This is a genomic window from Isoptericola sp. NPDC055063 (assembly GCF_053608125.1).
On record NZ_JBSGUW010000005.1, the window covers coordinates 78,284 to 101,583 of the forward strand.

General features: G+C 72.3%; 21 protein-coding genes. 6 read left to right on the top strand and 15 right to left on the bottom strand.

What is annotated here, in order from left to right; genetic code table 11:
* Positions 1 to 68: 68 nt before the first annotated feature.
* The 3 genes from zwf (at position 69) to pgl (ending at position 3,464) form a co-directional block, all read left to right on the top strand.
* Positions 69 to 1,610, top strand: a complete 1,542-nt coding sequence (gene zwf / locus ACWF41_RS07680) for a glucose-6-phosphate dehydrogenase (RefSeq protein WP_380315292.1) — start codon at positions 69 to 71, stop codon at positions 1,608 to 1,610.
* Positions 1,611 to 1,713: 103 nt separating this feature from the next.
* Entirely contained in the window at positions 1,714 to 2,670 is a 957-nt protein-coding gene (opcA, locus tag ACWF41_RS07685; RefSeq protein ID WP_380315295.1) for a glucose-6-phosphate dehydrogenase assembly protein OpcA, read from the top strand.
* Positions 2,667 to 3,464, top strand: coding sequence for a 6-phosphogluconolactonase (pgl, locus tag ACWF41_RS07690; RefSeq protein ID WP_380315298.1), 798 nt, complete (start codon positions 2,667 to 2,669; stop codon positions 3,462 to 3,464). Before opcA ends, pgl begins: the two co-directional genes overlap by 4 nt.
* An 85-nt stretch (positions 3,465 to 3,549) precedes the next feature.
* Here pgl and ACWF41_RS07695 read toward each other — a convergent pair whose 3' ends face one another.
* From ACWF41_RS07695 to uvrA, 15 genes are all read right to left on the bottom strand, one after another.
* Positions 3,550 to 4,446: a phenylalanine 4-monooxygenase gene (locus ACWF41_RS07695; protein ID WP_380326821.1), complete on the bottom strand. Its 897-nt coding sequence runs from the start codon at positions 4,444 to 4,446 to the stop codon at positions 3,550 to 3,552.
* Between the two features lie 80 nt (positions 4,447 to 4,526).
* Positions 4,527 to 4,892, bottom strand: a complete 366-nt coding sequence (locus ACWF41_RS07700; RefSeq protein WP_380326824.1) for an RNA polymerase-binding protein RbpA — start codon at positions 4,890 to 4,892, stop codon at positions 4,527 to 4,529.
* Between the two features lie 133 nt (positions 4,893 to 5,025).
* Positions 5,026 to 5,268: a preprotein translocase subunit SecG gene (gene secG, locus ACWF41_RS07705; protein ID WP_380326827.1), complete on the bottom strand. Its 243-nt coding sequence runs from the start codon at positions 5,266 to 5,268 to the stop codon at positions 5,026 to 5,028.
* A gap of 185 nt (positions 5,269 to 5,453) precedes the next feature.
* Positions 5,454 to 6,221, bottom strand: a complete 768-nt coding sequence (tpiA, locus tag ACWF41_RS07710; RefSeq protein WP_380326832.1) for a triose-phosphate isomerase — start codon at positions 6,219 to 6,221, stop codon at positions 5,454 to 5,456.
* A 64-nt stretch (positions 6,222 to 6,285) separates the two neighbouring features.
* The gene (locus ACWF41_RS07715) at positions 6,286 to 7,485 is read right to left on the bottom strand and encodes a phosphoglycerate kinase (RefSeq protein WP_380326830.1); all 1,200 of its coding nucleotides are present in this window, start codon (positions 7,483 to 7,485) and stop codon (positions 6,286 to 6,288) included.
* A 171-nt stretch (positions 7,486 to 7,656) separates the two neighbouring features.
* Positions 7,657 to 8,661, bottom strand: coding sequence for a type I glyceraldehyde-3-phosphate dehydrogenase (gene gap, locus ACWF41_RS07720; protein WP_380325607.1), 1,005 nt, complete (start codon positions 8,659 to 8,661; stop codon positions 7,657 to 7,659).
* A 305-nt stretch (positions 8,662 to 8,966) separates the two neighbouring features.
* Positions 8,967 to 9,947, bottom strand: a complete 981-nt coding sequence (whiA, locus tag ACWF41_RS07725; protein ID WP_380325610.1) for a DNA-binding protein WhiA — start codon at positions 9,945 to 9,947, stop codon at positions 8,967 to 8,969.
* Between the two features lie 51 nt (positions 9,948 to 9,998).
* Positions 9,999 to 10,955 carry a gluconeogenesis factor YvcK family protein gene (locus ACWF41_RS07730; RefSeq protein ID WP_380325622.1) on the bottom strand — a complete coding sequence of 319 codons (957 nt, stop codon included), beginning with the start codon at positions 10,953 to 10,955 and terminating at the stop codon, positions 9,999 to 10,001.
* Between the two features lie 17 nt (positions 10,956 to 10,972).
* A complete protein-coding gene (gene rapZ, locus ACWF41_RS07735) occupies positions 10,973 to 11,908 on the bottom strand; it encodes an RNase adapter RapZ (RefSeq protein WP_380325612.1) in 936 nt (311 codons plus the stop codon).
* Complete coding sequence (gene uvrC / locus ACWF41_RS07740; protein WP_380325615.1) at positions 11,905 to 13,998, bottom strand: excinuclease ABC subunit UvrC; 2,094 nt, start codon at positions 13,996 to 13,998, stop codon at positions 11,905 to 11,907. The genes rapZ and uvrC overlap by 4 nt, the downstream gene beginning before the upstream one ends.
* A gap of 68 nt (positions 13,999 to 14,066) precedes the next feature.
* Complete coding sequence (locus tag ACWF41_RS07745; RefSeq protein WP_380325619.1) at positions 14,067 to 14,966, bottom strand: carbohydrate ABC transporter permease; 900 nt, start codon at positions 14,964 to 14,966, stop codon at positions 14,067 to 14,069.
* Positions 14,963 to 15,985: a carbohydrate ABC transporter permease gene (locus ACWF41_RS07750; RefSeq protein WP_380346850.1), complete on the bottom strand. Its 1,023-nt coding sequence runs from the start codon at positions 15,983 to 15,985 to the stop codon at positions 14,963 to 14,965. The genes ACWF41_RS07745 and ACWF41_RS07750 overlap by 4 nt, the downstream gene beginning before the upstream one ends.
* Positions 15,982 to 17,424, bottom strand: coding sequence for an N-acetylglucosamine/diacetylchitobiose ABC transporter substrate-binding protein (gene ngcE / locus ACWF41_RS07755; RefSeq protein WP_380346848.1), 1,443 nt, complete (start codon positions 17,422 to 17,424; stop codon positions 15,982 to 15,984). Before ngcE ends, ACWF41_RS07750 begins: the two co-directional genes overlap by 4 nt.
* 262 nt (positions 17,425 to 17,686) lie before the next feature.
* Positions 17,687 to 18,187 carry an OsmC family protein gene (locus ACWF41_RS07760; protein WP_380325980.1) on the bottom strand — a complete coding sequence of 167 codons (501 nt, stop codon included), beginning with the start codon at positions 18,185 to 18,187 and terminating at the stop codon, positions 17,687 to 17,689.
* An 18-nt stretch (positions 18,188 to 18,205) separates the two neighbouring features.
* Complete coding sequence (uvrA, locus tag ACWF41_RS07765; RefSeq protein ID WP_380325983.1) at positions 18,206 to 21,235, bottom strand: excinuclease ABC subunit UvrA; 3,030 nt, start codon at positions 21,233 to 21,235, stop codon at positions 18,206 to 18,208.
* Positions 21,236 to 21,320: 85 nt separating this feature from the next.
* Between uvrA and ACWF41_RS07770 the strand changes: the two genes are divergently transcribed.
* The 3 genes from ACWF41_RS07770 to ACWF41_RS07780 all read left to right on the top strand — a co-directional run bounded on the left by ACWF41_RS07770 (position 21,321) and on the right by ACWF41_RS07780 (position 23,141).
* The gene (locus ACWF41_RS07770) at positions 21,321 to 21,980 is read left to right on the top strand and encodes a TetR/AcrR family transcriptional regulator C-terminal domain-containing protein (protein WP_380325986.1); all 660 of its coding nucleotides are present in this window, start codon (positions 21,321 to 21,323) and stop codon (positions 21,978 to 21,980) included.
* The gene (locus tag ACWF41_RS07775; protein ID WP_380325989.1) at positions 21,977 to 22,780 is read left to right on the top strand and encodes an SDR family NAD(P)-dependent oxidoreductase; all 804 of its coding nucleotides are present in this window, start codon (positions 21,977 to 21,979) and stop codon (positions 22,778 to 22,780) included. Before ACWF41_RS07770 ends, ACWF41_RS07775 begins: the two co-directional genes overlap by 4 nt.
* A gap of 64 nt (positions 22,781 to 22,844) precedes the next feature.
* On the top strand, positions 22,845 to 23,141 hold the full coding sequence (locus tag ACWF41_RS07780; protein WP_380325992.1) for a YciI family protein: 297 nt from the start codon (positions 22,845 to 22,847) through the stop codon (positions 23,139 to 23,141).
* Positions 23,142 to 23,300: the final 159 nt, after the last annotated feature.

A 23,300-nucleotide genomic window follows, 5' to 3' on the forward strand; every position in this document is an offset into this window, starting at 1 on the left:
GCGCCCCGGGCCCACACCACCCGCCGCATCCTTCCCCCGCCCGCACGACGAAGAACGGTGCCCACCTCGTGAGACCGGCCAAGATCACCGCCGAGCACAACCCGCTGCGCGACCCGCTCGACCTGCGCCTCCCCCGCATCGCCGGCCCCAGCGGGCTCGTGATCTTCGGGGTCACCGGCGACCTGTCGCGCAAGAAGCTCATGCCCGCCGTGTACGACCTGGCGAACCGCGGCCTCCTGCCGCCCGGCTTCGCGCTGACGGGCTTCGCCCGCCGGGACTGGGAGGACGAGGACTTCGCGCAGGTCGTCCACGACGCGGTCAAGGAGCACGCCCGCACGCCCTTCCGCGAAGCGACCTGGCAGCAGCTCGCCGAGGGCATCCGGTTCGTGCAGGGCTCGTTCGACGACGCCGACGCCTTCGAGCGGCTGCGCCAGACCGTCGAGCAGCTCGACGCCGAGCGCGGCACCGGCGGCAACCACGCCTTCTACCTGTCCGTGCCGCCCAGCGCGTTCCCGGTCGTGTGCCAGCAGCTGTCGCAGTCCGGCCTGTCGAAGTCGTCCGCGGACGCGTGGCGCCGCGTCGTCATCGAGAAGCCGTTCGGGCACGACCTCGAGAGCGCCCGCGAGCTCGACTCCGTCGTCTCCCAGGTCTTCGAACCGGAGTCGGTCTTCCGCATCGACCACTACCTGGGCAAGGAGACCGTCCAGAACCTGCTGGCCCTGCGGTTCGCGAACCAGATGTTCGAGCCGCTGTGGAACAGCAACTACGTGGACCACGTGCAGATCACGATGGCCGAGGACATCGGCATCGGCGGCCGCGCCAGCTACTACGACGGCATCGGCGCGGCCCGCGACGTCATCCAGAACCACCTGCTGCAGCTCCTGGCGCTGGTCGCCATGGAGGAACCGGTGAACTTCGACGCGGACGCGCTGCGGGCGGAGAAGATCAAGGCGCTGTCGTCGGTGCGCCTGCCCCGCGACCTCGGGCGCCACACCGCGCGCGGCCAGTACGCCGCCGCCTGGCAGGGCGGCGAGAAGGTCGTCGGGTTCCTCGAGGAGGAGGGCTTCAACCCCGACTCCACGACGGAGACGTTCGCGGCGGTCAAGCTCGAGATCGACAACCGCCGCTGGGCGGGCGTCCCCTTCTACCTGCGCACCGGCAAGCGCCTCGGGCGACGCGTGACCGAGGTCGCCGTCGTCTTCAAGAAGGCGCCGCACCTGCCGTTCGAGTCGTCGCTGACCTCGGACCTCGGCAGCAACGCGCTGGTCATCCGCGTGCAGCCGGACGAGGGCGTCACGCTGCGGTTCGGAGCCAAGGTGCCGGGCACCGCGATGGAGGTGCGCGACGTGACGATGGACTTCGGCTACGGCCACTCGTTCACCGAGTCGTCGCCCGAGGCCTACGAGCGGCTCATCCTCGACGTGCTGCTCGGCGACCCGCCGCTGTTCCCGACCCGCGAGGAGGTCGAGCTCTCCTGGAAGATCCTCGACCCGATCACCTCGTACTGGGCCGGCAAGGGCAAGCCCGAGCCCTACCCCTCGGGCACCTGGGGCCCGCCGTCGGCGGACGCGATGATGGCCCGCGACGGCCGGTCGTGGCGGCGGCCGTGACCGTCCGCCCGACCCGTCCCGCGCACGACGCCGCCCGCGCCGCGGCCAGCCGCACCCACCTGTGCCGCACCCACCAGTGCCGCATCCACCCAGGAGACCCGCGATGATCATCGACATGCCGGACACGACCACCAACGCGGTCGGCAAGCGGCTGGCCCACCTGCGGGACGAGGGCGGCGCCGTGGCGCTCGGCCGGGTCCTGACCCTCGTCGTCGCCGCCGAGGAGACCGACATCGAGGACTCGGTCCGCGCGGCCAACCAGGCGAGCCACGAGCACCCCTGCCGCGTCATCGTCATCGCCCCGCTCGCCCGGAGCGGCTCCGGCGCCCCGCGTCTTGACGCCGAGATCCGCGTCGGCGGCGATGCCGGCGCCTCGGAGGTCGTCGTGCTGCGGGCCGGCGCGCCGATGCTGGAGCACCCCGACACGCTCGTCATGCCGCTCCTGCTGCCCGACGCGCCCATCGTCGTGTGGTGGCCCACCGGCGGCCCGGACGACCCGTCGGCCGACCCGATGGGCGCGATGGCGCAGCGCCGCATCACCGACACCACCACCGCTGCCGACCCCGTCGCGATGCTGCACCGCCTCGCGGGCACCTTCAGCCCGGGCGACACCGACCTGGCATGGGCCCGCGTCACCCTGTGGCGCGGCCTCATCGCCGCGGCCGTCGAGCAGCCCCCGTACGAGCCCGTCACGGCCGTGCGCGTCGAGGGCCAGGAGCAGCACACCTCCCTGGACCTGCTCGCCGCCTGGCTCGGCCAGCGGCTGCGCTGCCCCGCCACGGTGGTGCGCACCGACAGCGACGACGCCATCACCCGCGTGACGCTGGAGCGCAAGAGCGGGCCGATCGTGCTCGACCGGCCCGACGGGCGCGTCGTGGCGATCACGCAGCCCGAGAAGCCGGAGCGCCGGATGGCCCTGCCCATCCGCGCCCTGAGCGAGGCGCTCATCGAGGAGCTGCGACGCCTCGACCCCGACGAGCTGTACGGCGAGGTCCTCACCAAGGGCCTCACGCGGGTCGAGACCGTCCGGGCCTCGTCGCGGGCGAAGGCGAAGGCGTGAGCACGCCCGGGGCCACGCCGCTCGTCGTCGTCCACCCGGACGCCGCCGTCCTCGCCGAGGCCGCCGCGGCGCGCCTGCTGACGCGGCTCCTCGACGCCCAGTCCGTGCGCACCCCCGTGCACGCCGTCCTGACCGGCGGCACCGTCGGCATCAAGACCCTCGCAGCCGTGGCGGCGAGCCCGCTGACCGCGGCCGTGGACTGGTCCGGCGTGCACCTGTGGTGGGGCGACGAGCGGTTCCTGCCCGACGGCGACCCGGACCGCAACGAGACCCAGACGAGGGACGCCCTCGTGGACGCCCTGGTGGCGGGCTCCGGCCTGCCGGCCGAGAACGTGCACGCGATGCCCGCGCCGGGCGTCGTCATCGACGGGGCCACGGTCGGGACGCCGGAGGAGTCGGCCGCGGCCTACGCGGCAGAGCTCGCGCGCTTCGCCCCCGCCGCCGGCGCGGACGACGCCCCGGCGGTGCCGGAGTTCGACGTCCTCATGCTCGGCATGGGCCCGGACGGCCACGTCGCCTCCCTGTTCCCGGGCCACGAGGGACTCGCCGCCCGCGGCGCGACGGTCGGGGTGCACGGCTCCCCCAAGCCGCCGCCGGAGCGCGTCTCGCTGACGTTCGACGCCCTGCGCCGCGCGCGCGAGGTCTGGGTCGTGGCCGCGGGAGCAGAGAAGGCCGCACAGGCCGCCGCCGCGCTGGCGGGCGGGCCGGTGGCCGAGGTGCCCGCCGCCGGCGCGCGGGGCACCGAGCGCACGCTGTGGCTGCTCGACGCCGCCGCGGCCGCGCCCGCCTCCTGAGGATCGCGCCCGGACCGGACGACGCAGGACGACGGCCCCCTCGCTCCACGGCGAGGGGGCCGTCGTCGTCCTTCGGCTGCGAGGGTCAGCTGGCCGACCGGTGCCGGGCAGCGAGCAGGCGTCCGGGGGTCTCGTCGTCGAACTCGGCGAAGAACTGCCCCACCCGCTCGGTGAGCTCGTTCATGCCGTCGCACGCGAAGAGCGTGGGCTGGTAGTGCGAGATGTCGTACTCGACCGTGCCCATGGAGTAGAAGTCGAGCGGCAGGACGGTCGCGCCACGGAACTCCTCGATCTCGCCGTACGACGACAGCAGGCCGGCGCCGTAGGCCCGCAGCTCCCCGTCCTCGTACATGACGCCGAACTCGATCGTGAACCAGAAGACGTCGGCGACGAACTGCAGACCCTCCGCGGTCTCGCACCGCCGCGCCGCCTCCCCGGCCCGGCGCTTCACCTCGGCGATGGCGGGGTTCGCGAGCAGGTTCCCGTGGCCCACCACCTCGTGGATGATGTCCGGCTCCGGGGTGTACAGCGGCTGCGAGCCGTGCCGCAGGTACTGCGTGGAGTGGAAGACGCCGTCGGCGAGGGACCCGTAGAACTGGTCCAGGGGCACGAGTCCGGCGGCCGGGTGCAGGCGGAAGCCACTCAGGCGTTCCAGGCCCGCGCTGACCTCGTCGAGCTGCGGCACGCGGTCGGTGGGCAGTCCGAGGGCCTCCTTGCCCTCGAGGTAACCGCGGATCGCCAGCCGCTCGTGCTTGGGCGCGAGCTCGGCGCACACGGTGCGCCAGATCTCGTTCTCCGCGGGGGTGTAGTCGACCTGAGGCACGGGGTCACCGGGTGACCAGCGCAGCGCGGGGCCGGCGATGACCTCCCGACGGCGGCGGTACTCCGGGTCGTTCGCACCGGGGTGGTCGTCCGTGAGGTGCACCGTGACGCCGTTCTCGTCCTCGGTGACGGGGGCGTAGAGCTGTCCTTCCTCGAACATGCCGAAAGACTACGCCCCGTCTCGACAGGTGGACATCCCCCGGTGCCCCGAGGCACCGCCCCGGGGCACCGGTCGAGACGTCAGCTCGCCCGGCGCAGGACCGTACGGCGGGCCCGCAGCGTCGCGAGCGCCTCCTCCAGGAGGGCCGCGCCGTCCTCCTCGGACCGGCGTTCCTTCACGTACGCGAGGTGCGTCTTGTACGGCTCGTTGCGCACCGGCGACGGCGGGTTCGCCGCGTCCAGCCCGGCGGGGAAGCCGCACCGCGGGCAGTCCCAGAACTCCGGGGCCTCCACGTCCTCGTTCGCCGAGAAGCTCGGCGTCGTCTCGTGTCCGTTCGCGCACCAGTACGACACCCGCACCCGGGGTGCCGCATCGCCGCGCTCGGACTCTCCCAGGGGCCCCGCGCCTACGCGCGAGCCCCGGATCGCATGACCGGCTGTAGCCACGTCCTGTCGTCCTCACCTTCGACTCAGTGGGCGTTCGCCCACGGACGATCTTCGTGAACCGTGGTCCGGCGCGTCGTCGCCCCGGACCCGTGCCCCCGCACCGGACGGAGCCGGTGACGGTCGCGTCGTGCGGTCAGCTGACCTTCGTGATGAGGCCGAGCAGCACGATCACGACGAACCAGACGAGCGCGAAGCTCACCGTGATCCGGTTGAGGTTGCGCTCAGCGACGCCGGAGCTGCCGGCAGCGCTCGAGATCCCCCCGCCGAACATGTCGGACAGACCGCCGCCCTTGCCCTTGTGCATCAGGATCAGCAGGGTCAGGAAGGCGCTGGTGATGACCAGGAGAACCTGGAGGATGATCTGCAAAACGTCCACGGTGTCCTCGGCTGTCCTTCGTTCGTCGTCCGTCCCGCGGGACGGGTTCGGTGCCAGGACGTCGTCCCGGCCGGGTCAAGAGTAAGTGACGGACGCCTCTCGAAGCGAACACCGATGTCTCCACCTGGTGACGATCCCGAGAGGCGTCCGTCCGGCGGGCACGGCCCACCGTCGTGCGTGTCGCGTCAGGCGACGTGCGACTGGTACCGCGCGATCTTCGCGAACTCGACCGGGTCGAGGCTCGCCCCGCCCACGAGGGCGCCGTCGACGTCGGGCTGCGCCATGATCTGCGCGACGTTGCCCGACTTCACCGAACCGCCGTACAGGACGCGCACGCCCGCGGCGAGCTCGGCGCCGTACAGCTCGGCGAGGCGGCCGCGGATCGCACCGCAGACCTCCTGCGCGTCCTCGGGGGTCGCGACCTCGCCCGTGCCGATGGCCCACACGGGCTCGTACGCCACGACGACCTGCGCGGCCTGCTCGGCGGGAACGCCCTCGAGCGCCGCGTCGACCTGCGCGAGGGTGTAGGAGACCTGGTCGCCCGCCTTGCGGACGTCCAGGCCCTCGCCCACGCAGAGGATCGGCACGAGGCCGTGCTCGAAAGCGGCGCGCACCTTGGCGCCCACGACGGCGTCGTCCTCGGCGTGGTACTCGCGGCGCTCCGAGTGGCCCACGGCCACGTAGGTGCAGCCCAGGCGGGCGAGCATCGGGCCCGAGATCTCACCGGTGTACGCGCCGGACGCGTGCGTCGACAGGTCCTGGGCGCCGTAGCGCAGCTCGAGCTTGTCGGCGTCGACGAGGGTCTGCACCGAGCGCAGGTCCGTGAACGGCGCCAGCACGGCGACCTCGACGGCCGCGTAGTCGTGCTTCGCGTCCTTGAGCGTCCACGCGAGCTTCTGCACCGCGGCGATCGCCTCGGTGTGGTCCAGGTTCATCTTCCAGTTGCCCGCCATCAGGGGCGTGCGGGTGGTGGCCACGATGGGCTCCTTGTTCTCTCGTGCTGCGGGGTGATGGGTGTCAGGCGCCGAGGACCGCGAGCCCCGGGAGCTCTTTGCCCTCGAGGAGCTCGAGGCTCGCGCCGCCGCCCGTGGAGATGTGGCTGAAGCCGTCCTCGTCGAAGCCGAGCACGCGCACGGCCGCGGCGGAGTCGCCGCCGCCGACGATGGAGAAGGCGCCCGCGGCCGTGGCGTCGACGATGCCCTGCGCGACGGCGCGGGTGCCGGCGGCGAAGGCGGCGAACTCGAACACGCCCATCGGGCCGTTCCAGACGATCGTCCTCGCGTCCGCAAGGCGCGCCGCGAACAGGGCGCCGGACTCCGGGCCGATGTCGAGGCCCATGGTGCCGTCGGGGATCTGGTCGGCGGGCACGGTGCGGTGCGGGGCGTCGGCGGCGAACGAGTCCGCTGCGACGATGTCCGTGGGCAGCACGATCTCGACGCCGGACTCGGCGGCCTGCGCCAGGTAGCCCTTGACGGTGTCGACCTGGTCCGCCTCGAGGAGCGAGGAGCCCACCGAGTGGCCCTGCGCCGCGAGGAACGTGAAGACCATGCCGCCGCCGATGAGCAGGCGGTCGGCCTTGGTCAGGAGGTTCTCGATGACGCCGAGCTTGTCGGAGACCTTCGAGCCGCCGAGCACCACGGCGTACGGGCGCTGCGGGTCGGTCGTGGCGCGCGAGAGCGACTCGACCTCCTTGAGCACCAGGTCGCCGGCGGCGGCGGGGAGCACCTTGGCCACGTCGTAGACCGAGGCCTGCTTGCGGTGCACGACGCCGAAGCCGTCGGAGACGAACGCGTCCGCCAGGGCGGCCAGCTCGCCGGCCAGCTCCTCGCGCTCGGCGTCGACCTTCGAGGTCTCGCGCGAGTCGAAGCGCACGTTCTCCAGCAGCGCGACCTGGCCGTCGGCCAGCGCGGCGACCGTCTCCTGGGCCGAGGGGCCGGTCACGTCGGCCGCGAGGACGACGTCCTGGCCGAGCAGCTCGCCGAGGCGCGCGGCCACGGGGGCGAGGGAGTACGCGGGGTTCGGCTCGCCCTTGGGGCGGCCGAGGTGGGCCGTCACGACGACGCGGGCGCCGGCGTCGACCAGGCGGCGCAGGGTCGGCAGCGCGGCCTTGATACGGCCGTCGTCCGTGATGGTGGTGCCGTCGAGCGGCACGTTGAAGTCCGAGCGGACGAGGACGCGCTTGCCGCGCAGCTCGCCCAGGGAGTCGATGGTCTTCATGAGGCACACCTGTCCGTCAGGGCCCGGTGCGTGCCGTGCGGCCGTCGCGCGGCCGCCCGTCCCGGGCGGGTGATCTGTTCCGTACATGACGACGTCCGCGTGCGCGGCCGGGGTTCGGCGCGCACGCGGACGTCGTGACTCACGCTCGAGCGGTGTCGGGCGCCGGAGTCGTCAGAGCTTGCCGCCGACGTGGACGGTCAGCGCGACGAGCGAGTTCGAGTAGCCCCACTCGTTGTCGTACCAGGAGACGACCTTGACCTGGTTGCCGATCACCTTGGTGAGCTTCGAGTCGAAGATGCTCGTGTGCGGGTTGGTGACGATGTCCGACGACACGATCTCGTCGTCCACGTACTCCAGGGTGCCCTTGAGCGGGCCCTCGGCGGCGGCCTTGACCGCGGCGTTGACCTCCTCGACCGTGACCTCCTTCGGAGCCTCGAAGGTGAGGTCGGTGGCCGAGCCGGTGATGACCGGGACGCGCAGCGCGTAGCCGTCGAGCTTGCCCTTCAGCTCCGGGAGCACCAGGGCGACGGCCTTGGCGGCACCCGTGGTGGTCGGCACGATGTTCTGCGCGGCGGCGCGGGCGCGGCGGAGGTCCTTGTGCGGGCCGTCCTGCAGGTTCTGGTCACCCGTGTACGCGTGGATCGTCGTCATGAGGCCACGCTCGATGCCGATCGAGTCGTTGAGGGCCTTGGCGAGCGGCGCGAGGCAGTTCGTCGTGCACGACGCGTTCGAGATGATGTGGTGCGCGGCCGGGTCGTACTGGTCGTTGTTCACACCCATGACGAAGGTCGCGTCCTCGTTCTTCGCCGGGGCGGAGATGATGACCTTCTTGGCGCCGGCGTCGATGTGCGCCTTGGCCTTGGTGGCGTCCGTGAAGAAGCCGGTGGACTCGATGACGATGTCCGCGCCCAGCTCGCCCCAGGGCAGGTTGGCGGGGTCACGCTCGGCGAGCGCACGGATCTTGTGGCCGTCGACGATGATGTTCTCGTCGTCGAAGTCGACCGACTTCGGGAAGCGGCCGAGCACCGTGTCGTACTTGAGCAGGTGGGCCAGAGTCTTGTTGTCGGTCAGGTCGTTGACGCCGACGACCTCGATGTCCGCACCCGACTCCACGAGAGCGCGGTAGAAGTTCCGTCCGATCCGACCGAAGCCGTTGATCCCGACGCGGATGGTCACGATTGCCCTCCTCAGGGCGCGCCGGTGGGGTCCGGCGCACACGGTTGATGCCGACTTCCGCGCGCCACGACGGGCGCGCTGATGATTCACGCCGCGACCCTGGGACCGGGACCCCCGACGTCTTCCTCCGGGCGGTCAGCCTTGGGTCACGTCGTCGTCACCTGACGTCATGACCCTATACCCGAATCGGCTGCTGCGCCGACCCTCGCGGCCCGCGTGAGACGTGTGGTCTGACCATATGGACGGGCGCCCGCCCCGACGCCTGCGGAGCGGCGGGGACGGCCCGCGCCGCCCCCGCCCTCCGGTCAGAGGTCGAGCAGCTCGGGGCTCAGGCCGGACTCCGTGTCGGGGACACCCACCTCGATCGCGCGCTTGTCCGCCGTCGACAGCAGCCGGCGGATCCGGCCCGCCACGGCGTCCTTGGACAGCGGCGGGTCGGCCAGCTGCCCCAGCTCCTCGAGGGACGCCTGCTTGTGGGCCAGGCGCAGCTCGCCCGCCTGGCGCAGGTGCTCGGGCACGTCCTCGCCGAGGATCTCGAACGCCCGCTGCACGCGGGCCCCCGCTGCCACCGCGGCCCGCGCCGAGCGGCGCAGGTTCGCGTCGTCGAAGTTCGCGAGCCGGTTCGCGGTGCCGCGCACCTCGCGCCGCGCGCGCCGCTCCTCCCAGACCTCCCGGGTCCTGACCGCGCCCATCCGGAGCAGGATCTCGCCGATCGCCTCGCCGTCGCGCACGACCACCCGGTCCACGCCGCGCACCTCGCGCGACTTCGCCTGCACGCCGAGCCGGCGGGCGGCGCCGACCAGCGCGAGCGCCGCCTCAGGCCCGGGGCACGTGACCTCGAGCGCCATCGAGCGGCCGGGCTCCGTGAGCGAGCCGTGCGCGAGGAAGGCCCCCCGCCAGACGGCCTCCGCCTCGGCGACGCCCGCCGAGACCACCTCCGGCGCAAGCCCTCGCACGGGGCGCCCCCGGGAGTCGAGCAGCCCGGTCTGGCGGGCGAGCGACTCGCCGTCGCGCACCACGCGCACCACGTAGCGGTTGTTCTTCCGCAGGCCACCGGCCTGCACGACGATGAGGTCGCTCGTGTGCCCGTACAGCTCCGTGATCGACTGCCGCAGCCGCGCCGCGGCCGCCTCGTCGTCCAGCTCCGCCTCGATGACCACGCGGCCCGAGATGATGTGCAGGCCGCCCGAGAACCGCAGCGTCGCCGACACCTCGGCCTTGCGGCACGACGTCCGGGTCACCTTGATCCGCGTGAGCTCGTCCTTCACCTCTGCCGTGAGCGCCATGGCGTCATCCTGCCACGCGCGGCAAGCAACCTCGGCGTCGGCCGGAGGCGGTCAGACGTCGCCGTAGATCCCCTCGAAGACGTCCCGGTAGGCCGCGGCCAGGCGCAGCGGGTCGTGCTGCGCGGAGCCGTCCCCGCGCCGCAGCTGGCGCATGAGAAGCTTCGCGCCCATCGCGGCCGCGGCCTCCGCCAGCTCGTCGACGTCCTCCACCGCGGACGGGTCCGCGAGCACGGCGTCCACGCGCAGCCCGGGGGCGTGCCGGTGCAACGCCTCGAGGTGGTCGGTCGCCGTCAGCCCCTGCGTCTCGCCCCGCTCCGTGGCCAGGTTGAGGGTCACGCAGACGCGCGCGTCCGTCTCGTGCAGCGCCCGGGCCAGCTCGGGCACCAGCAGGTGCACCAGCACCGACGAGTACCAGGACCCCGGCCCCAGCACGACCCAGTCGGCCGACCGCACCGCCTCGACCGCCTCCGGGCACGCCGGCGGGTCGGCCGGGACCAGCCGCAGCTGCTCGATGCGCCCCTCCGTCAGCGCGACGCGGGACTGGCCGACCACGGTCTCCACGCCGCCGACGCCCCCCTCGCCGTCCCGCCGCACGTCCGCCTCGACGACCAGCGGCACGGACGCCATGGGCAGCACCCGCCCGCGCGCTCCCAGCAGCTTGCCGACCCAGTCCAGCCCCGCGACCGTGTCGCCCAGGAGCTCCCACAGGGCCACGATCATGAGGTTGCCCATGGCGTGCTTGTCGAGGCTCCCGCCCGAGACGAACCGGTGCTGCAGCAGGTCGCTCCAGGTGCGCCCCCACTCCGAGTCGTCGCACAGCGCCGCGAGCGCCATGCGCAGGTCGCCCGGCGGGAGCACGTCCAGCTCGTCACGGAGGCGTCCCGAGGAGCCGCCGTCGTCCGCCACGGTCACCACCGCGGTGAGCCGGTCGGTCATCAGGCGCAGCGCCGAGAGGCTCGCGTACAGCCCGTGCCCCCCGCCCAGGGCGGTCACCGCGGGCGCGCCCATGCTCAGGGCCGGCGTGGTCACTCCTTCCCCAGGTCGCGCGCGGTGAGGGTGACGCGCTGCCCGGCGTCGCGCAGCCGCTGGGCGATCTCGCCCGCGATCGCGACCGACCGGTGCTTGCCGCCTGTGCAGCCGACCGCGATCGTGACGTACCGCTTCTCCTCCGCCAGGTAGCCGGCGAGCACGGGCTCGAGCGCCGCGACGTAGCGGTCCACGAACTCCCGCGCGCCCGGCCGGGCCAGCACGTACTCGCGCACGGGCGCGTCGCGGCCCGTGAGGTGGCGCAGCTCGGTGATCCAGTACGGGTTCGCCAGGAAGCGCACGTCCACCACATGATCGGCGTCCAGCGGGATGCCGTACTTGAAGCCGAACGCGAGCACGTTGACGCGCAGCGCGTCGGGGGCCCCGTCGGCCACGGCCGCCCGGACCTCGCGGGCGAGGTCGTGCACCGACAGCTCGGACGTGTCGATGACGACGTCGGCGCGCTCCTCGATGGAGGCGAGCCGGCGACGTTCCTCGGCGATGCCGTCCAGGATCCGCCCCTCCCCCTGCAGGGGGTGCGGTCGCCGGACGCTCTCGTAGCGCCGCACCAGCGTGTCGTCGCGCGCGTCGAGGAACAGGATGCGGTAGTTCACGCCCGCCTCGCGCAGGTGCAGCAGCGCGCGGGTGAGCTCGGCGAAGTACTCCCGGCCGCGGACGTCGACGACGACGGCGAGCCGCTCGACCGACGAGCCGGCCCGCGTCATGAGGTCCACGAGCGGCACCATCATCAGCGGGGGGAGGTTGTCCACGACGAACCAGTCGAGGTCCTCCAGGACCCCCGCGGCCCGCGAGCGCCCCGCGCCCGACATGCCGGTGATGATCAGCACCTCCGGCTCGGGCGACTCGGGGGCCGGCGTCGTGGCCTCGATCTCGGGGATGCCCTGCGGGACGGTGGTGGGCTCCGGCTCGCTCATGCGCCCAGCATGCCAGGGCCCGGCCCGTCCTGACCCGACGGCGCGCTGCCCCCGTCGGCGGCGAGCGCGGCCACGACGGCCTCCGCCGTGCGGCGGCCCATCCCCTTGACCTCGGCGATCTCGTCCACGCTCGCCGCGCGGAGCCGCTTCACGGAGCCGAACGTGCTCAGCAGCGCCTTGCGCCGCGTGGGCCCGAGCCCCGGGACGTCGTCGAGGACCGACACCGTCATGCCCTTGCTCCGCCGGCGGCGGTGCTGCGTGATGGCGAACCGGTGCGCCTCGTCGCGCACGCGCTGGAGCAGGTAGAGCCCCTCCGACGAGCGCTGCAGGATGACGGGGTAGTCCTCCCCCGGCAGCCACACCTCCTCGAGGCGCTTCGCGAGGCCGCAGAGCGCCACGTCGGTGACCCCGAGCTCGTCCAGCGCGCGCTGCGCCGCGGCGACCTGAGGGGGGCCGCCGTCGACCACCACGAGGTTGGGCGGGTACGCGAACCGCTTGCGCTCCCCCGTCTCCTCGGCCGGCACCTCTCCGGACCGAGGGCGCGCCGCGGCCGCCGGGGCCCCGTCCTGGTCGGCGTCCGAGGCATCGTCGAGCTCGACGTCCCCCGCGGCGAGCCGGTCCGCCAGGTAACGCCGGAACCGCCGGGTGATCACCTCGTGCATCGCCGCGGTGTCGTCGCGCGCGCCGTCGCCCTCCGGGCCGCGCACCGAGAACGTGCGGTACTCGCTCTTGCGCGGCAGGCCGTCCTCGAAGACCACCATCGAAGCCGACTGGTACGTGCCCTGGGTGTGAGACACGTCGTAGCACTCGATGCGCAGCGGGGCGGACTCGAGGCCCAGCGCCTCCTGGATCTCGCGCAGGGCCTGGCTGCGGGTCGTGAGGTCGCCCGCGCGCCGGGTCCGGTGCAGCGCCAGCGCGTGCTCGGCGTTGGCCCGCACGGTCCCCGCGAGCTCCCGCTTGTCCCCGCGCTGCGGCACCCGCAGCTCCACGCGGGCGCCGCGCAGCCCCGTGAGCCACGCGGTCATCTGGGCCGGGTCGGGCGGCAGCACCGGGACGAGGACCTCGCGCGGGACGGCGTCGCGAGCCTCGCGGCGGGCCGAGGCCCGCGCCTCGGCGTCCTCCTCGGCCCCGTCGGCCGCGGCGCGCGCGTCCTCCACCGCGCCGTACACCTGCTGGAGCAGGTGCTCGACCAGCTCCTCGTCGGTGACGTCCTCGACCTTCTCCACGACCCAGCCGCGCTGGCCGCGGATGCGCCCGCCGCGCACGTGGAACACCTGGACCGCTGCCTCCAGCTCGTCGCCGGCCAGGGCGAAGACGTCGGCGTCCGTCGCGTCGGGCAGCACGACGGCGTTCTTCTCCGTGGCGCGCCGCAGCGCCTGGATGTCATCGCGCAGGCGGGCGGCCTGCTCGTACTCCATCGACGCGGCGGCCTCGTTCATCCGCGCGGTGAGGCGACGCTCGAAGCGCTGGGTGTCGCCGGCCATGAAGTCGCAGAAGTCCTGCGCGAGCTGCTTGTGGTCGTCCACGCTGATGCGCCCGACGCACGGTGCCGAGCACTTGTCGATGTACCCGAGGAGGCAAGGGCGGCCCGTCTGGTGCGCGCGTCGGTAGACGCCGGACGAGCAGGTGCGGATCGGGAACACCCGCAGCAGCAGGTCGAGCGTCTCCCGGATCGCCCACGCGTGGCCGTAGGGTCCGAAGTACCGGGTGCCCCGGCGCTTGGCGCCCCGCATCACCTGGGCCCGCGGGACCTCCTCCGCCATCGTGACCGCGAGGTACGGGTAGGACTTGTCGTCCCGGTACTTCACGTTGAAGCGGGGGTCGTACTCCTTGATCCAGGAGTACTCGAGGGCGAGCGCCTCGACCTCCGTGCCCACGACCGTCCACTCGACCGACGCGGCCGTGGTGACCATCGTCTGGGTGCGGTGGTGCAGGTGCGCGACGTCCTGGAAGTAGCTCGACAGCCGCGCCCGGAGGTTCTTCGCCTTGCCGACGTAGATGACGCGGCCGTGCGGGTCGCGGAACCGGTAGACGCCGGGCGACGTGGGGATCTCCCCCGGCTTCGGGCGGTAGGTCGCAGGGTCGGCCATGCGGTCAGCCTAGGTCAGGCCACCGACGCTTCCTCCTGCCGACCGACCGCCCGAGGCCGGGGCGCTCCCTACTTGTTGGTGCCGGCCGTGACCGACCCCTGGAGCTGGCGCTGGAAGATCACGTAGGCGATCAGCACGGGCACGATCGTCACGACCACGGCCGCGAACATCGCGCCGAAGTCGACCGCGTACCCCGCGGACGACACGAACGCGGCGAGCCGCTGGGACAGCACGTAATTGCTCTGCTCGGGGTTCAGGGCGATCGGCAGGATGAACTGGTTCCACAGGCCCAGGAAGTTGAAGATCGCGACCGACGCCATGCCCGGGGTCGCCATCGGGAGCATCACCTGGAAGAAGGTGCGCCAGTTGCCGGCGCCGTCGATCGCGGCGGCCTCCGCGATCTCGTCCGGGAGCCCGCGGAAGAACGAGTACAGGAAGAACACCGTGAACGGCAGCGCGAACGCCACGTACACCACGATCAGCCCCGGGAGCGTCCCTAGCAGCCCGGCGTTCTGCATGACGAAGAACAGCGGCACGATCGCGAGGAACACCGGGAACGTGAGCCCCACGAGCATCAGGTAGTAGATCGCGCGCCGGAACGGGAACTCGAACCGCGCGAGCACGTAGGCGCACATCGCGCCGAGGAGCATCACGAGGATCAGCGCCGACCCGACCACGATGATCGTGTTGACGAACGCCCGGCCGATCTCGGCGTCCACCCACGCGTGCTCGTAGTTGATGAACGACCAGTTCGACGGCAGCGAGAACGGCGACGCGAAGATCTCCGAGCTCGTCTTGAACGACCCGATGAACACCCAGATCATCGGCGCGATCACGAGGACGCACCAGATCACCAGGACGGTGTGCGACACCCCCGCGGCGACCCTGTCTCCCCCCTTGCCTCCCGTGGGCTTCACCCGCGGCGCGGGCGCTGCCGCGTCGTGCGCCACCTGCGTGTCGGCGCTCATCGGCGGCCTCCTTCGTCCCGGCCCCCGGTGAGGCGGTTCACGGTGAACACCAGCGCGGCGAACACCAGGGTGACGATGGCCATCGCCACGCCCATGGCGCTGGCGTAGCCGAACTTCCCCTCCGTGAACGCCGTGCGGAACAACTGCTGGGACATCACGAGCGTCGAGTTGTCCGGGCCGCCCGTCGGGTTGAGCGCCTGCACGTACACGAACAGGTCGAGGGCGATGATCCCCAGGTAGATGTAGGCGGTCTGCACGTTGTCCCGGATGAGGGGGACCGTGATGGACCACGACGTGCGCCACCGTCCCGCGCCGTCGATCCGCGCCGCCTCGTAGATCTCCGAGGGGACGCTCTTGATGGCCGCGATGAACAGCAGCATGTAGAACCCGACGAAGCCCCACACGACCACGAACATCGTCACCGGCATCGCCGTGCCGACGTTGCCGAGCCAGGCGAAGGACTCGAACTTGTCGAGCCCGAGGCCGGTGAGGACCCCGTTCACGAGGCCGTTGCTCGGGTCGAGGATCAGGCGCCACATGATGCCGACCGCGATGCCCGGGATGACGTACGGGAAGAGCGACACCACGCGGTAGAAGCCCGACCCGCGGACGCCGCGGACCTGCCCCTTGCCCGAGCCGCCCACCGTGATGAGGATCGCGAAGGCCAGCGAGATCGCGATCGTGATCAGGGGGATGAAGATCCCGAACATGACGCTGTTGCCGACGGCGTTGACGAACCGCGGGTCCTGCACGAGCGTCGTGAAGTTCGAGAGCCCGATGATGTCGAAGTCGGCGGTGAAGCCCGACCAGTTGGTGAGCGCGTAGAACACGGCCTGGATGAACGGCCAGATCACGAAGACGAGGAAGAGCGCGAGCGGGATGCCGAGGCAGACGACGAAGAAGCTGACGCTGTCGAACGACACCCCACCGGCCCGCCCCTTGCGGGGCCCGTTGCCGGGCCCCGCAAGAGATCCCTCGTCGGTGGGCAGAACCTGCCCGGCGCCAGGGATGGCGCTCATGACACCTCGATCTTGTCGATGGTGTCGTCGTTGGCGATGCGGTCGGTGATCGCCTGCAGCTCCTTCGTCAGGTCGGCCACCGACTTCTTCCCGTCGAGGAAGGAGTTCCAGATCGGCAGCTGCTCCTGGTTCATGCCGTAGGTGTTGACGAAGTTGAACGTGAAGATGTCCGTCCCGGCCGCGCTGAGCATGTCGGTCTGGGACACCAGCGCCGTCGACCCGAACCCGTCGGCGGGGACGATGTCCTTGACGATGGTCGGCGCGAGCTTCGTCTTCGAGAAGTTCGTCGCCGACTCCTTCGAGAGCATGACGCGCAGCAGCTCCTTGCCGCCCGCCACGCTCTTGGCCTGCGACGGCACGATGAACGGCTCGCCGGCGGTCGAGTGGAGCGCCGTGGCCGGCATCGCCGGGCTGGAGGTCACCGAGAAGCTCGGCACGCCCTTCATCTGGAAGTCGGGCGCCGTCTGGTCCTTCATCTCGTTCTCGATCCAGGACCCGGACGGGTAGAGCAGCGCGTCCTGCTTGTTGCTCCACTGCGCCTGGGCGGCCGTGAACTGGGTGCCCGAACCACCCGGCTTGAAGTACCCGGCGTCGATGATCTCCTTCATGATCGTGAAGGTGGCCTGGAGCGCGTCCTGCGACCAGCAGTCGGGCTTGAGGTTCTCCAGAGACAGCCGGACCTCGTCGCCGCCCTCCTTGATCGCCGACTCGATCGCCAGCGTCTGGTAGTAGGTCGCGGCCTCGGTGCCCCACAGGAAGAGGTACTTGCCGGCCTTCTTCGCCTCCGCGCCGAGGGCCTTGGCCTCCTCCCACGTGGCGGGGGGCGTCCAGCCGTTCTTCTCGAAGAGGCTGCCGGAGTACCAGACGCCGTACACCGTGAGCACGTAGTTGAGCGCGGCGAACTTGTCCCCGTACGTGCCCGGGGCGAGCACGCCTTCGTAGAGGGTGTCGCGGATGGTGGTGCCCTCGACGTTCGGGGCGTCGATGACGTCGGTCAGGTCCTCGAGCTGGTCGAGGATCGTGTTGAAGCCGATCGACTGGGCGCCGGAGTTGTCGATGAGGTCCGGCGGGTTGCCGCCGACGAAGCGCGGCTGGAGCTCGGTGGCGATCTGCGTGGAGGGCGAGACCTTCACGGTCGAGCCCGCGTGCAGGCCGGCGAGGACCTTCCCGGCGAACTCGACGTAGTCGACGCCGTACCCGCCGTCGAAGATCACGGCGTCCACGGTCGTGTTCTCCGCCATGCCGAACGGGTTCTTCGGGTCCGCGTTGCCGGTGGGCGACGCGGACTTCTCGCCCTCGTTGCTCCCGCCACCGGTGGCGCAGGCTGCCAGGGGCAGGCCGAACGGCACCGCGGCGGCCGTGAACATGACGGCCCGCAGAACGGACCGGCGGCTGGGCTCAGGGGTGGTGTTGGTGCTGGTGGTGAAGTTGCTGGTCATCCTCGTAGATGCCCTTCGTGTCAGGGTGCGCCTCGCGGCGCCCCGTCAACCGGTGCCTGCACTGCCCCGCACGGGGCGCTTGCGCCGACCTCCTCGTCTCGCGCGCTGTGAGCGGGTGCGGAGGCCGCAACGCTCACGGAAATATCTCTCCTCCATTGGAGCGATGGAGTGGAAAATATTCACGCCAGAGCGCCACGTCAACAGGCAACACGGACCTGTGACCGTACTGGTATAGATCACCCGCGCCGAGGTGCCGACGCGGTCAGCCGGCGGTCGTCGACAGACGCACCGGCGCGGGCTCGATCAGCACCGAGAAGTTCACCGACCGGGCGATGAAGCACAGGGCGTGGGCGCCGTGGTGCAGCGCGCCCACCGCCTCGTCCGTGGCCTGCGGCCCGGCGTCGACGGTGACGCGCGGGCGCAGCGTGACGTCGGTGAACTGGCCCTCGCCGCGGGACTCGACGCGCATCGTGCCCGTCGTGTCGTCCACGTAGTCGCGCACCACGAGGCCCGACTCCGCGGCGAGGTGCAGGAACCACAGCATGTGGCACTGCGCCAGGCTCGCGACGAAGAGCTCCTCCGGGTTGTAACGGGCCGGGTCGCCGCGGAAAGCGGGGTCGGCGCTACCGGCCAGCGCGGGCTTGCCGGTCAGCACGACCTGGTGGTCGCGCGAGTAGGCGGTGTACGACGTCGTCCCCGCCCCGTCACCCCCGCTCGGGTCGGGCCAGGCCACGGTCACGGCGTAGTTGTGGTGCGCACCCATGGCCCACACGCTAGGGCGTCACGCCGCGCTGCGCCCTCCGGACCGCTTGGTCGTCCCCTTGCCCTTCGTCGTCTCCTTCGCCTTGGCCGACGTCTTGCCCTTGGCAGCGCCCGTACCCTTCGCCGAACTGCGGGTCCGGGTCGCCGACGACGTCGAGGTGGCCGCGGCGCTGCGTGCCGACGGGCGGGCAGCCGTGGGCACGGCCGGGTGCTCGTCGAGGATCGTCGCCAGGAACGTGCCGGTGTGGCTCGCCTCGACCCGGGCGACCTCCTCCGGCGTGCCCTCCGCGACGACCGTGCCGCCCCCGGAGCCGCCCTCGGGGCCCATGTCGACGATCCAGTCGGCGCTCTTGATGACGTCGAGGTTGTGCTCGATCACCAGGACGGTGTTGCCCTTCTCGACCAGCGACTGCAGCACGCCCAGGAGCTTGCGGATGTCCTCGAAGTGCAGGCCCGTCGTCGGCTCGTCCAGCACGTAGATGGTGCGGCCCGTGGACCGCTTCTGCAGCTCGCTCGCGAGCTTCACGCGCTGCGCCTCGCCGCCGGACAGGGTCGGGGCGGGCTGCCCGAGCCGCACGTAGCCGAGGCCGACCTCCACCAGGGTGGTGAGGTAGCGCGAGATCGCCGGGAACGCGGCGAAGAACTCCGCGGCCTCCTCGATCGGCATGTCCAGGACGTCCGCCACCGTCTTGCCCTTGAAGTGCACCTCGAGCGTCTCGCGGTTGTACCGCGCGCCGTGGCAGACCTCGCACGGCACGTAGACGTCCGGCAGGAAGTTCATCTCGATCTTGAGCGTCCCGTCGCCGGCGCAGGCCTCGCAGCGGCCGCCCTTGACGTTGAACGAGAAGCGGCCCGGCCCGTAGCCGCGGACCTTCGCCTCCTCGGTCTCCGCGAAGATCTTGCGGATCCGGTCCCAGACCCCGGTGTAGGTGGCCGGGTTCGACCGCGGCGTGCGCCCGATCGGCCCCTGGTCGACGTGCACCACCTTGTCGAGCTGGTCCATGCCGGTGACCCGGGTGTGCCGGCCCGCCACCTGGCGTGCCCCGTTGAGCTCGTTCGCGAGCACGGTGTGCAGGATCGAGTTCACGAGGGTGGACTTCCCGGAACCGGACACTCCCGTCACCGCGGTCAGCACGCCCAGCGGGAACGACACGTCGATGCCGCGCAGGTTGTTCTCGCGCGCCCCGACCACCGTCACCTTGCGCTTCGGGTCCACCGCACGACGCTCCGCCGGCAGCGCGATCGAGCGCCGTCCGGACAGGTAGGCGCCCGTCATCGAGCCCTCGGCCTCGAGCAGGCCCGCATAGTCCCCGGAGTGCACGACGCGGCCGCCGTGCTCCCCCGCGCCGGGCCCCACGTCGACGATCCAGTCCGCGGCCCGGATCGTGTCCTCGTCGTGCTCGACGACGATCAGCGTGTTGCCGAGGTCGCGCAGCCGCGTGAGGGTCTCGATCAGCCGGCGGTTGTCCCGCTGGTGCAGGCCGATGGAGGGCTCGTCGAGCACGTAGAGCACGCCGACGAGGCCGGAGCCGATCTGGGTGGCCAGGCGGATCCGCTGGGCCTCGCCGCCCGACAGCGTCCCCGCCGGGCGCTCGAGCGACAGGTAGTGCAGGCCGACGTCGACCAGGAAGCCGAGCCGGGCGTGGATCTCCTTGAGGACCTCGGTGGCGATCGCGCGCTCGCGCTGCCCCAGCTCCAGACCGTCGAGGAACCGCTTGGCCTCGTCGATCGGGAGCCGGCAGACGTCCCAGATCGACTTGCCGCCGACGGTGACGGCGAGGACCTCGGGCTTGAGCCGCGCACCCGAGCACACCGGGCACGGGACCTCGCGCATGTAGGCCTCGTACTTCTCCTTCGACCAGTCGGACTCGGTTTCCCGGTGCCGCCGCTCCAGGAAGGTCACCGCGCCCTCGAACCCCGTGGAGTACTGCCGCTCGCGGCCCCAGCGGTTCTTGTAGCGCACGTGCACCTGGTGGTTGCGCCCGAAGAGGATCGCGTCGCGGGCGCGCTGCGGCAGCGCGCGCCACGGCACGTCCATGGAGAAGCTCATCTCCTCCGCCAGCGCGGTGAGCACCCGCTCGAAGTACTCCGACGACGTCAGCGCCCAGGGCACGACGGCACCCTCGCGCAGCGTCTTCTCCTCGTCCGGCACGACGAGGTCGGGGTCGACCTCGAGCCGGAAGCCGATGCCCGTGCACTCCGGGCACGCGCCGTACGGCGCGTTGAAGGAGAAGGTGCGGGGCTCGATCTCGTCCAGAGCCAGCGGGTGGTCGTTGGGGCACGCGCGCTTCTCGGAGAACTTGCGGACGCGCTCGAGGTCGTCGATGTCGGCGTCGACGAGCTCCACCATCACGAGCCCGCCGGCGAGGCGCAGGGCCGTCTCCACGGAGTCCGTCAGGCGTCGCTGCACCCCGTCGCGGGAGACGAGGCGGTCGACGACGACCTCGATGTCGTGCTTGAGCTTCTTCTCCAGCGTGGGCGGGCTCGTCAGCTGCACCACCTCGCCGTCGACCCGCGCGCGGGCGAAGCCCTGCGTCTGCAGCTCGGCGAACAGGTCGGCGTACTCGCCCTTACGCCCCCGCACCACCGGCGCGAGGACCTGGTACCGGGTGCCCTCGGGCAGCTCCAGCAGCTTGTCGACGATCTGCTGCGGCGTCTGCGAGCGCACGGGCTCGCCGCACACGGGGCAGTGCTGCGTGCCGGCGCGCGCGAACAGCAGGCGGAGGTAGTCGTAGACCTCCGTGATGGTGCCCACCGTGGACCGCGGGTTGCGGTTCGTGGACTTCTGGTCGATCGACACCGCGGGCGACAGGCCCTCGATGAAGTCGACGTCGGGCTTGTCCATCTGCCCGAGGAACTGGCGCGCGTACGCGGACAGGGACTCCACGTAGCGGCGCTGGCCCTCGGCGAAGATCGTGTCGAACGCGAGGGACGACTTCCCGGAGCCCGACAGACCGGTGAAGACGATGAGCTCGTCGCGCGGGAGATCGAGCTCGACGTTGCGGAGGTTGTGCTCGCGGGCGCCGGAGATGACGAGGCGGTTGCTCACCCGGGCATCCTACGTCGCCGCGCCGACATTCGTACAGGCGTTCGACGTGATCCTCGCCTCGTCCCGCGAGGTTTACACTGTAAACATGAGCCGTCTCCCGCTGACCCGACGCCGGATCGCCGAGGCCGCCGTGGCGGTCGCGGACGCCGACGGCCTGGCGGCCGTCACGACCCGCCGGATCGGCGCCGAGCTCGACGTCTCGGCGATGGCGCTCTACCGGCACGTCGCCGGCCGGCAGGGGCTCCTCCAGGCCGCCGCAGCGCTCGCCGCAGAGGGCACCCGCGTGGTCCCCGCGCCCGACGGCGACTGGCGCGACGGCCTGACCGCGCTCGCCGAGTCCGGCCGGAATGCGTTCGCGGCGCACCCGTGGCTGCTCGCCCTCGCCGTCGGCCCCGAGGGCGCGCTGGACCCCACCCCGCCGGAGACCACCGAGCGGCTCCTCGCCCTGCTGTGCGGCGCCGGGCTCGACGCGGACGAGGCCGCCGACGCCCTGCTCGGGGCCGCGGCCATCCCGGTCGGCGTGGCCTCCCTCACCGGGACGCGCCCGCCCGCCGCCGCGGCGTCGCTCGAGCCCGACGGCGACGCGGCCCCCACCCCCGCCCACGCGGCCCTGCACGCACGCGGCCTGACGCCCGACGTCGGGCTCCGCGTCTTCCACCTCACCCTCGCCGCCTACCTCGACGGCATCGACCGGCGCCTCCGCCACGAGCGACGGCCGGACGCCACCCCCAAGGAGAACCCATGAGCAGCACGCACCCCACCGACCCGCTGACCGGCCCGCTGGCGCACAAGGTCGCGATCGTCACCGGCGGCGCCGGCGGCATCGGACGCGGCATCGTCCGCAGGTTCCTGGCCGACGGCGCGTCGGTGCTCGTCGTCGACCTGCTGCCGCCCGAGGACGGCGAGCGCCTCGTCGCGGACCTCGTGACCGAGCGCGCCGGCGGGCGCGACGGCGCCGCGCACTACCTGCGCGCCGACATCGCCGACCCCGACGCCGCGCCCGCGATCGTCGCCGCCGCCGTCGAGGCGTTCGGGCGGCTCGACGTCCTGGTCAACAACGCCCACGCGTCCCGGCAGGCACCGCTGCTGGAGACCACCCAGGAGATGTGGGACCTGTCGTTCGGCACCGGCGCCCTCGCCACCCTGCGCCTCATGCAGGCCGCGCACCCCGAGCTGGCGCGGGCGCACGGCTCGATCGTGAACTTCGGCTCGGGCGCGGGCATCAAGGGGCTGCCGACGCAGGGCGCGTACGCCGCGGCGAAGGAGGCGATCCGGGCCCTGAGCCGGGTCGCGGCCAACGAGTGGGCCGCCGACGGCATCCGGGTCAACGTGGTGTCCCCCGTCGGCCTCACCCCGGGCATCGAGCAGTGGTCGCAGGCCTACCCCGACGCCTACCAGGAGGTGCTCGACGGGATCCCGCTGCGCCGTCTGGGCGACCCGGAGCAGGACGTCGCGCCGGTGGTCGCGTTCCTCGCCGGCGACGACTCGCGGTACCTGACGGGACAGACCCTCATGGCCGACGGCGGCTCCATCAAGCTCTACTGACACGACGGCGGGCGACGGCGGACGCCCGGGCCGCGCGCCCACCGCGCGGTGGTTGGATGCAGCCATGTCCGTCTACGCCGTCACGTACGTCTACGTCACCGACCCCGACCGCCTCGCCGCGGTACGGCCCGAGCACCGGGAGTTCCTGCGCGGCCTGCACGACACCGGCACGCTCCACGTGTCCGGCCCGCTGCCGGCCACCCCCGACGGCGAGCCCGGCGGCGCCCTCCTCGTCGTCGAGGCGGACGACGCCACCGCGGCCCTCGAGCTGCTGGCCGCCGACCCCATGCGCCGTGAGGGCCTGGTCGCCCACCGTGCTGCGCGCGAGTTCGTGCCGGTGATCGGCGGTTTCGCGGCCTGACCCGGCGCCCGCACGCCACGGGTCCCCCGGACGCGGAGGGGGGGGAGGGGGAAGAGGGGGCACTTGGGGGAGTTCGCCCCCCCCCTCCACCGCCGCCTCGGCGCGCCTCGTGCTCACCGGCCGGGAGGCACCGACGGCGCGGGTGACCCAGCGCAGCAC

Excerpts from the sequence above, each read along its gene's own strand:
- opcA (WP_380315295.1), top strand. The coding sequence starts at position 1,714 with ATGATCATCGACATGCCGGACACGACCACCAACGCGGTCGGCAAGCGG.
- ACWF41_RS07695 (WP_380326821.1), bottom strand. The coding sequence starts at position 4,446 with ATGTTCGAGGAAGGACAGCTCTACGCCCCCGTCACCGAGGACGAGAAC.
- tpiA (WP_380326832.1), bottom strand. The coding sequence starts at position 6,221 with ATGGCGGGCAACTGGAAGATGAACCTGGACCACACCGAGGCGATCGCC.
- ACWF41_RS07715 (WP_380326830.1), bottom strand. The coding sequence starts at position 7,485 with ATGAAGACCATCGACTCCCTGGGCGAGCTGCGCGGCAAGCGCGTCCTC.
- whiA (WP_380325610.1), bottom strand. The coding sequence starts at position 9,947 with ATGGCGCTCACGGCAGAGGTGAAGGACGAGCTCACGCGGATCAAGGTG.
- ACWF41_RS07730 (WP_380325622.1), bottom strand. The coding sequence starts at position 10,955 with ATGGGCGCGCCCGCGGTGACCGCCCTGGGCGGGGGGCACGGGCTGTAC.
- rapZ (WP_380325612.1), bottom strand. The coding sequence starts at position 11,908 with ATGAGCGAGCCGGAGCCCACCACCGTCCCGCAGGGCATCCCCGAGATC.
- uvrC (WP_380325615.1), bottom strand. The coding sequence starts at position 13,998 with ATGGCCGACCCTGCGACCTACCGCCCGAAGCCGGGGGAGATCCCCACG.
- ACWF41_RS07745 (WP_380325619.1), bottom strand. The coding sequence starts at position 14,966 with ATGAGCGCCGACACGCAGGTGGCGCACGACGCGGCAGCGCCCGCGCCG.
- ACWF41_RS07750 (WP_380346850.1), bottom strand. The coding sequence starts at position 15,985 with ATGAGCGCCATCCCTGGCGCCGGGCAGGTTCTGCCCACCGACGAGGGA.
- ngcE (WP_380346848.1), bottom strand. The coding sequence starts at position 17,424 with ATGACCAGCAACTTCACCACCAGCACCAACACCACCCCTGAGCCCAGC.
- ACWF41_RS07760 (WP_380325980.1), bottom strand. The coding sequence starts at position 18,187 with ATGGGTGCGCACCACAACTACGCCGTGACCGTGGCCTGGCCCGACCCG.
- ACWF41_RS07770 (WP_380325986.1), top strand. The coding sequence starts at position 21,321 with ATGAGCCGTCTCCCGCTGACCCGACGCCGGATCGCCGAGGCCGCCGTG.
- ACWF41_RS07775 (WP_380325989.1), top strand. The coding sequence starts at position 21,977 with ATGAGCAGCACGCACCCCACCGACCCGCTGACCGGCCCGCTGGCGCAC.
- ACWF41_RS07780 (WP_380325992.1), top strand. The coding sequence starts at position 22,845 with ATGTCCGTCTACGCCGTCACGTACGTCTACGTCACCGACCCCGACCGC.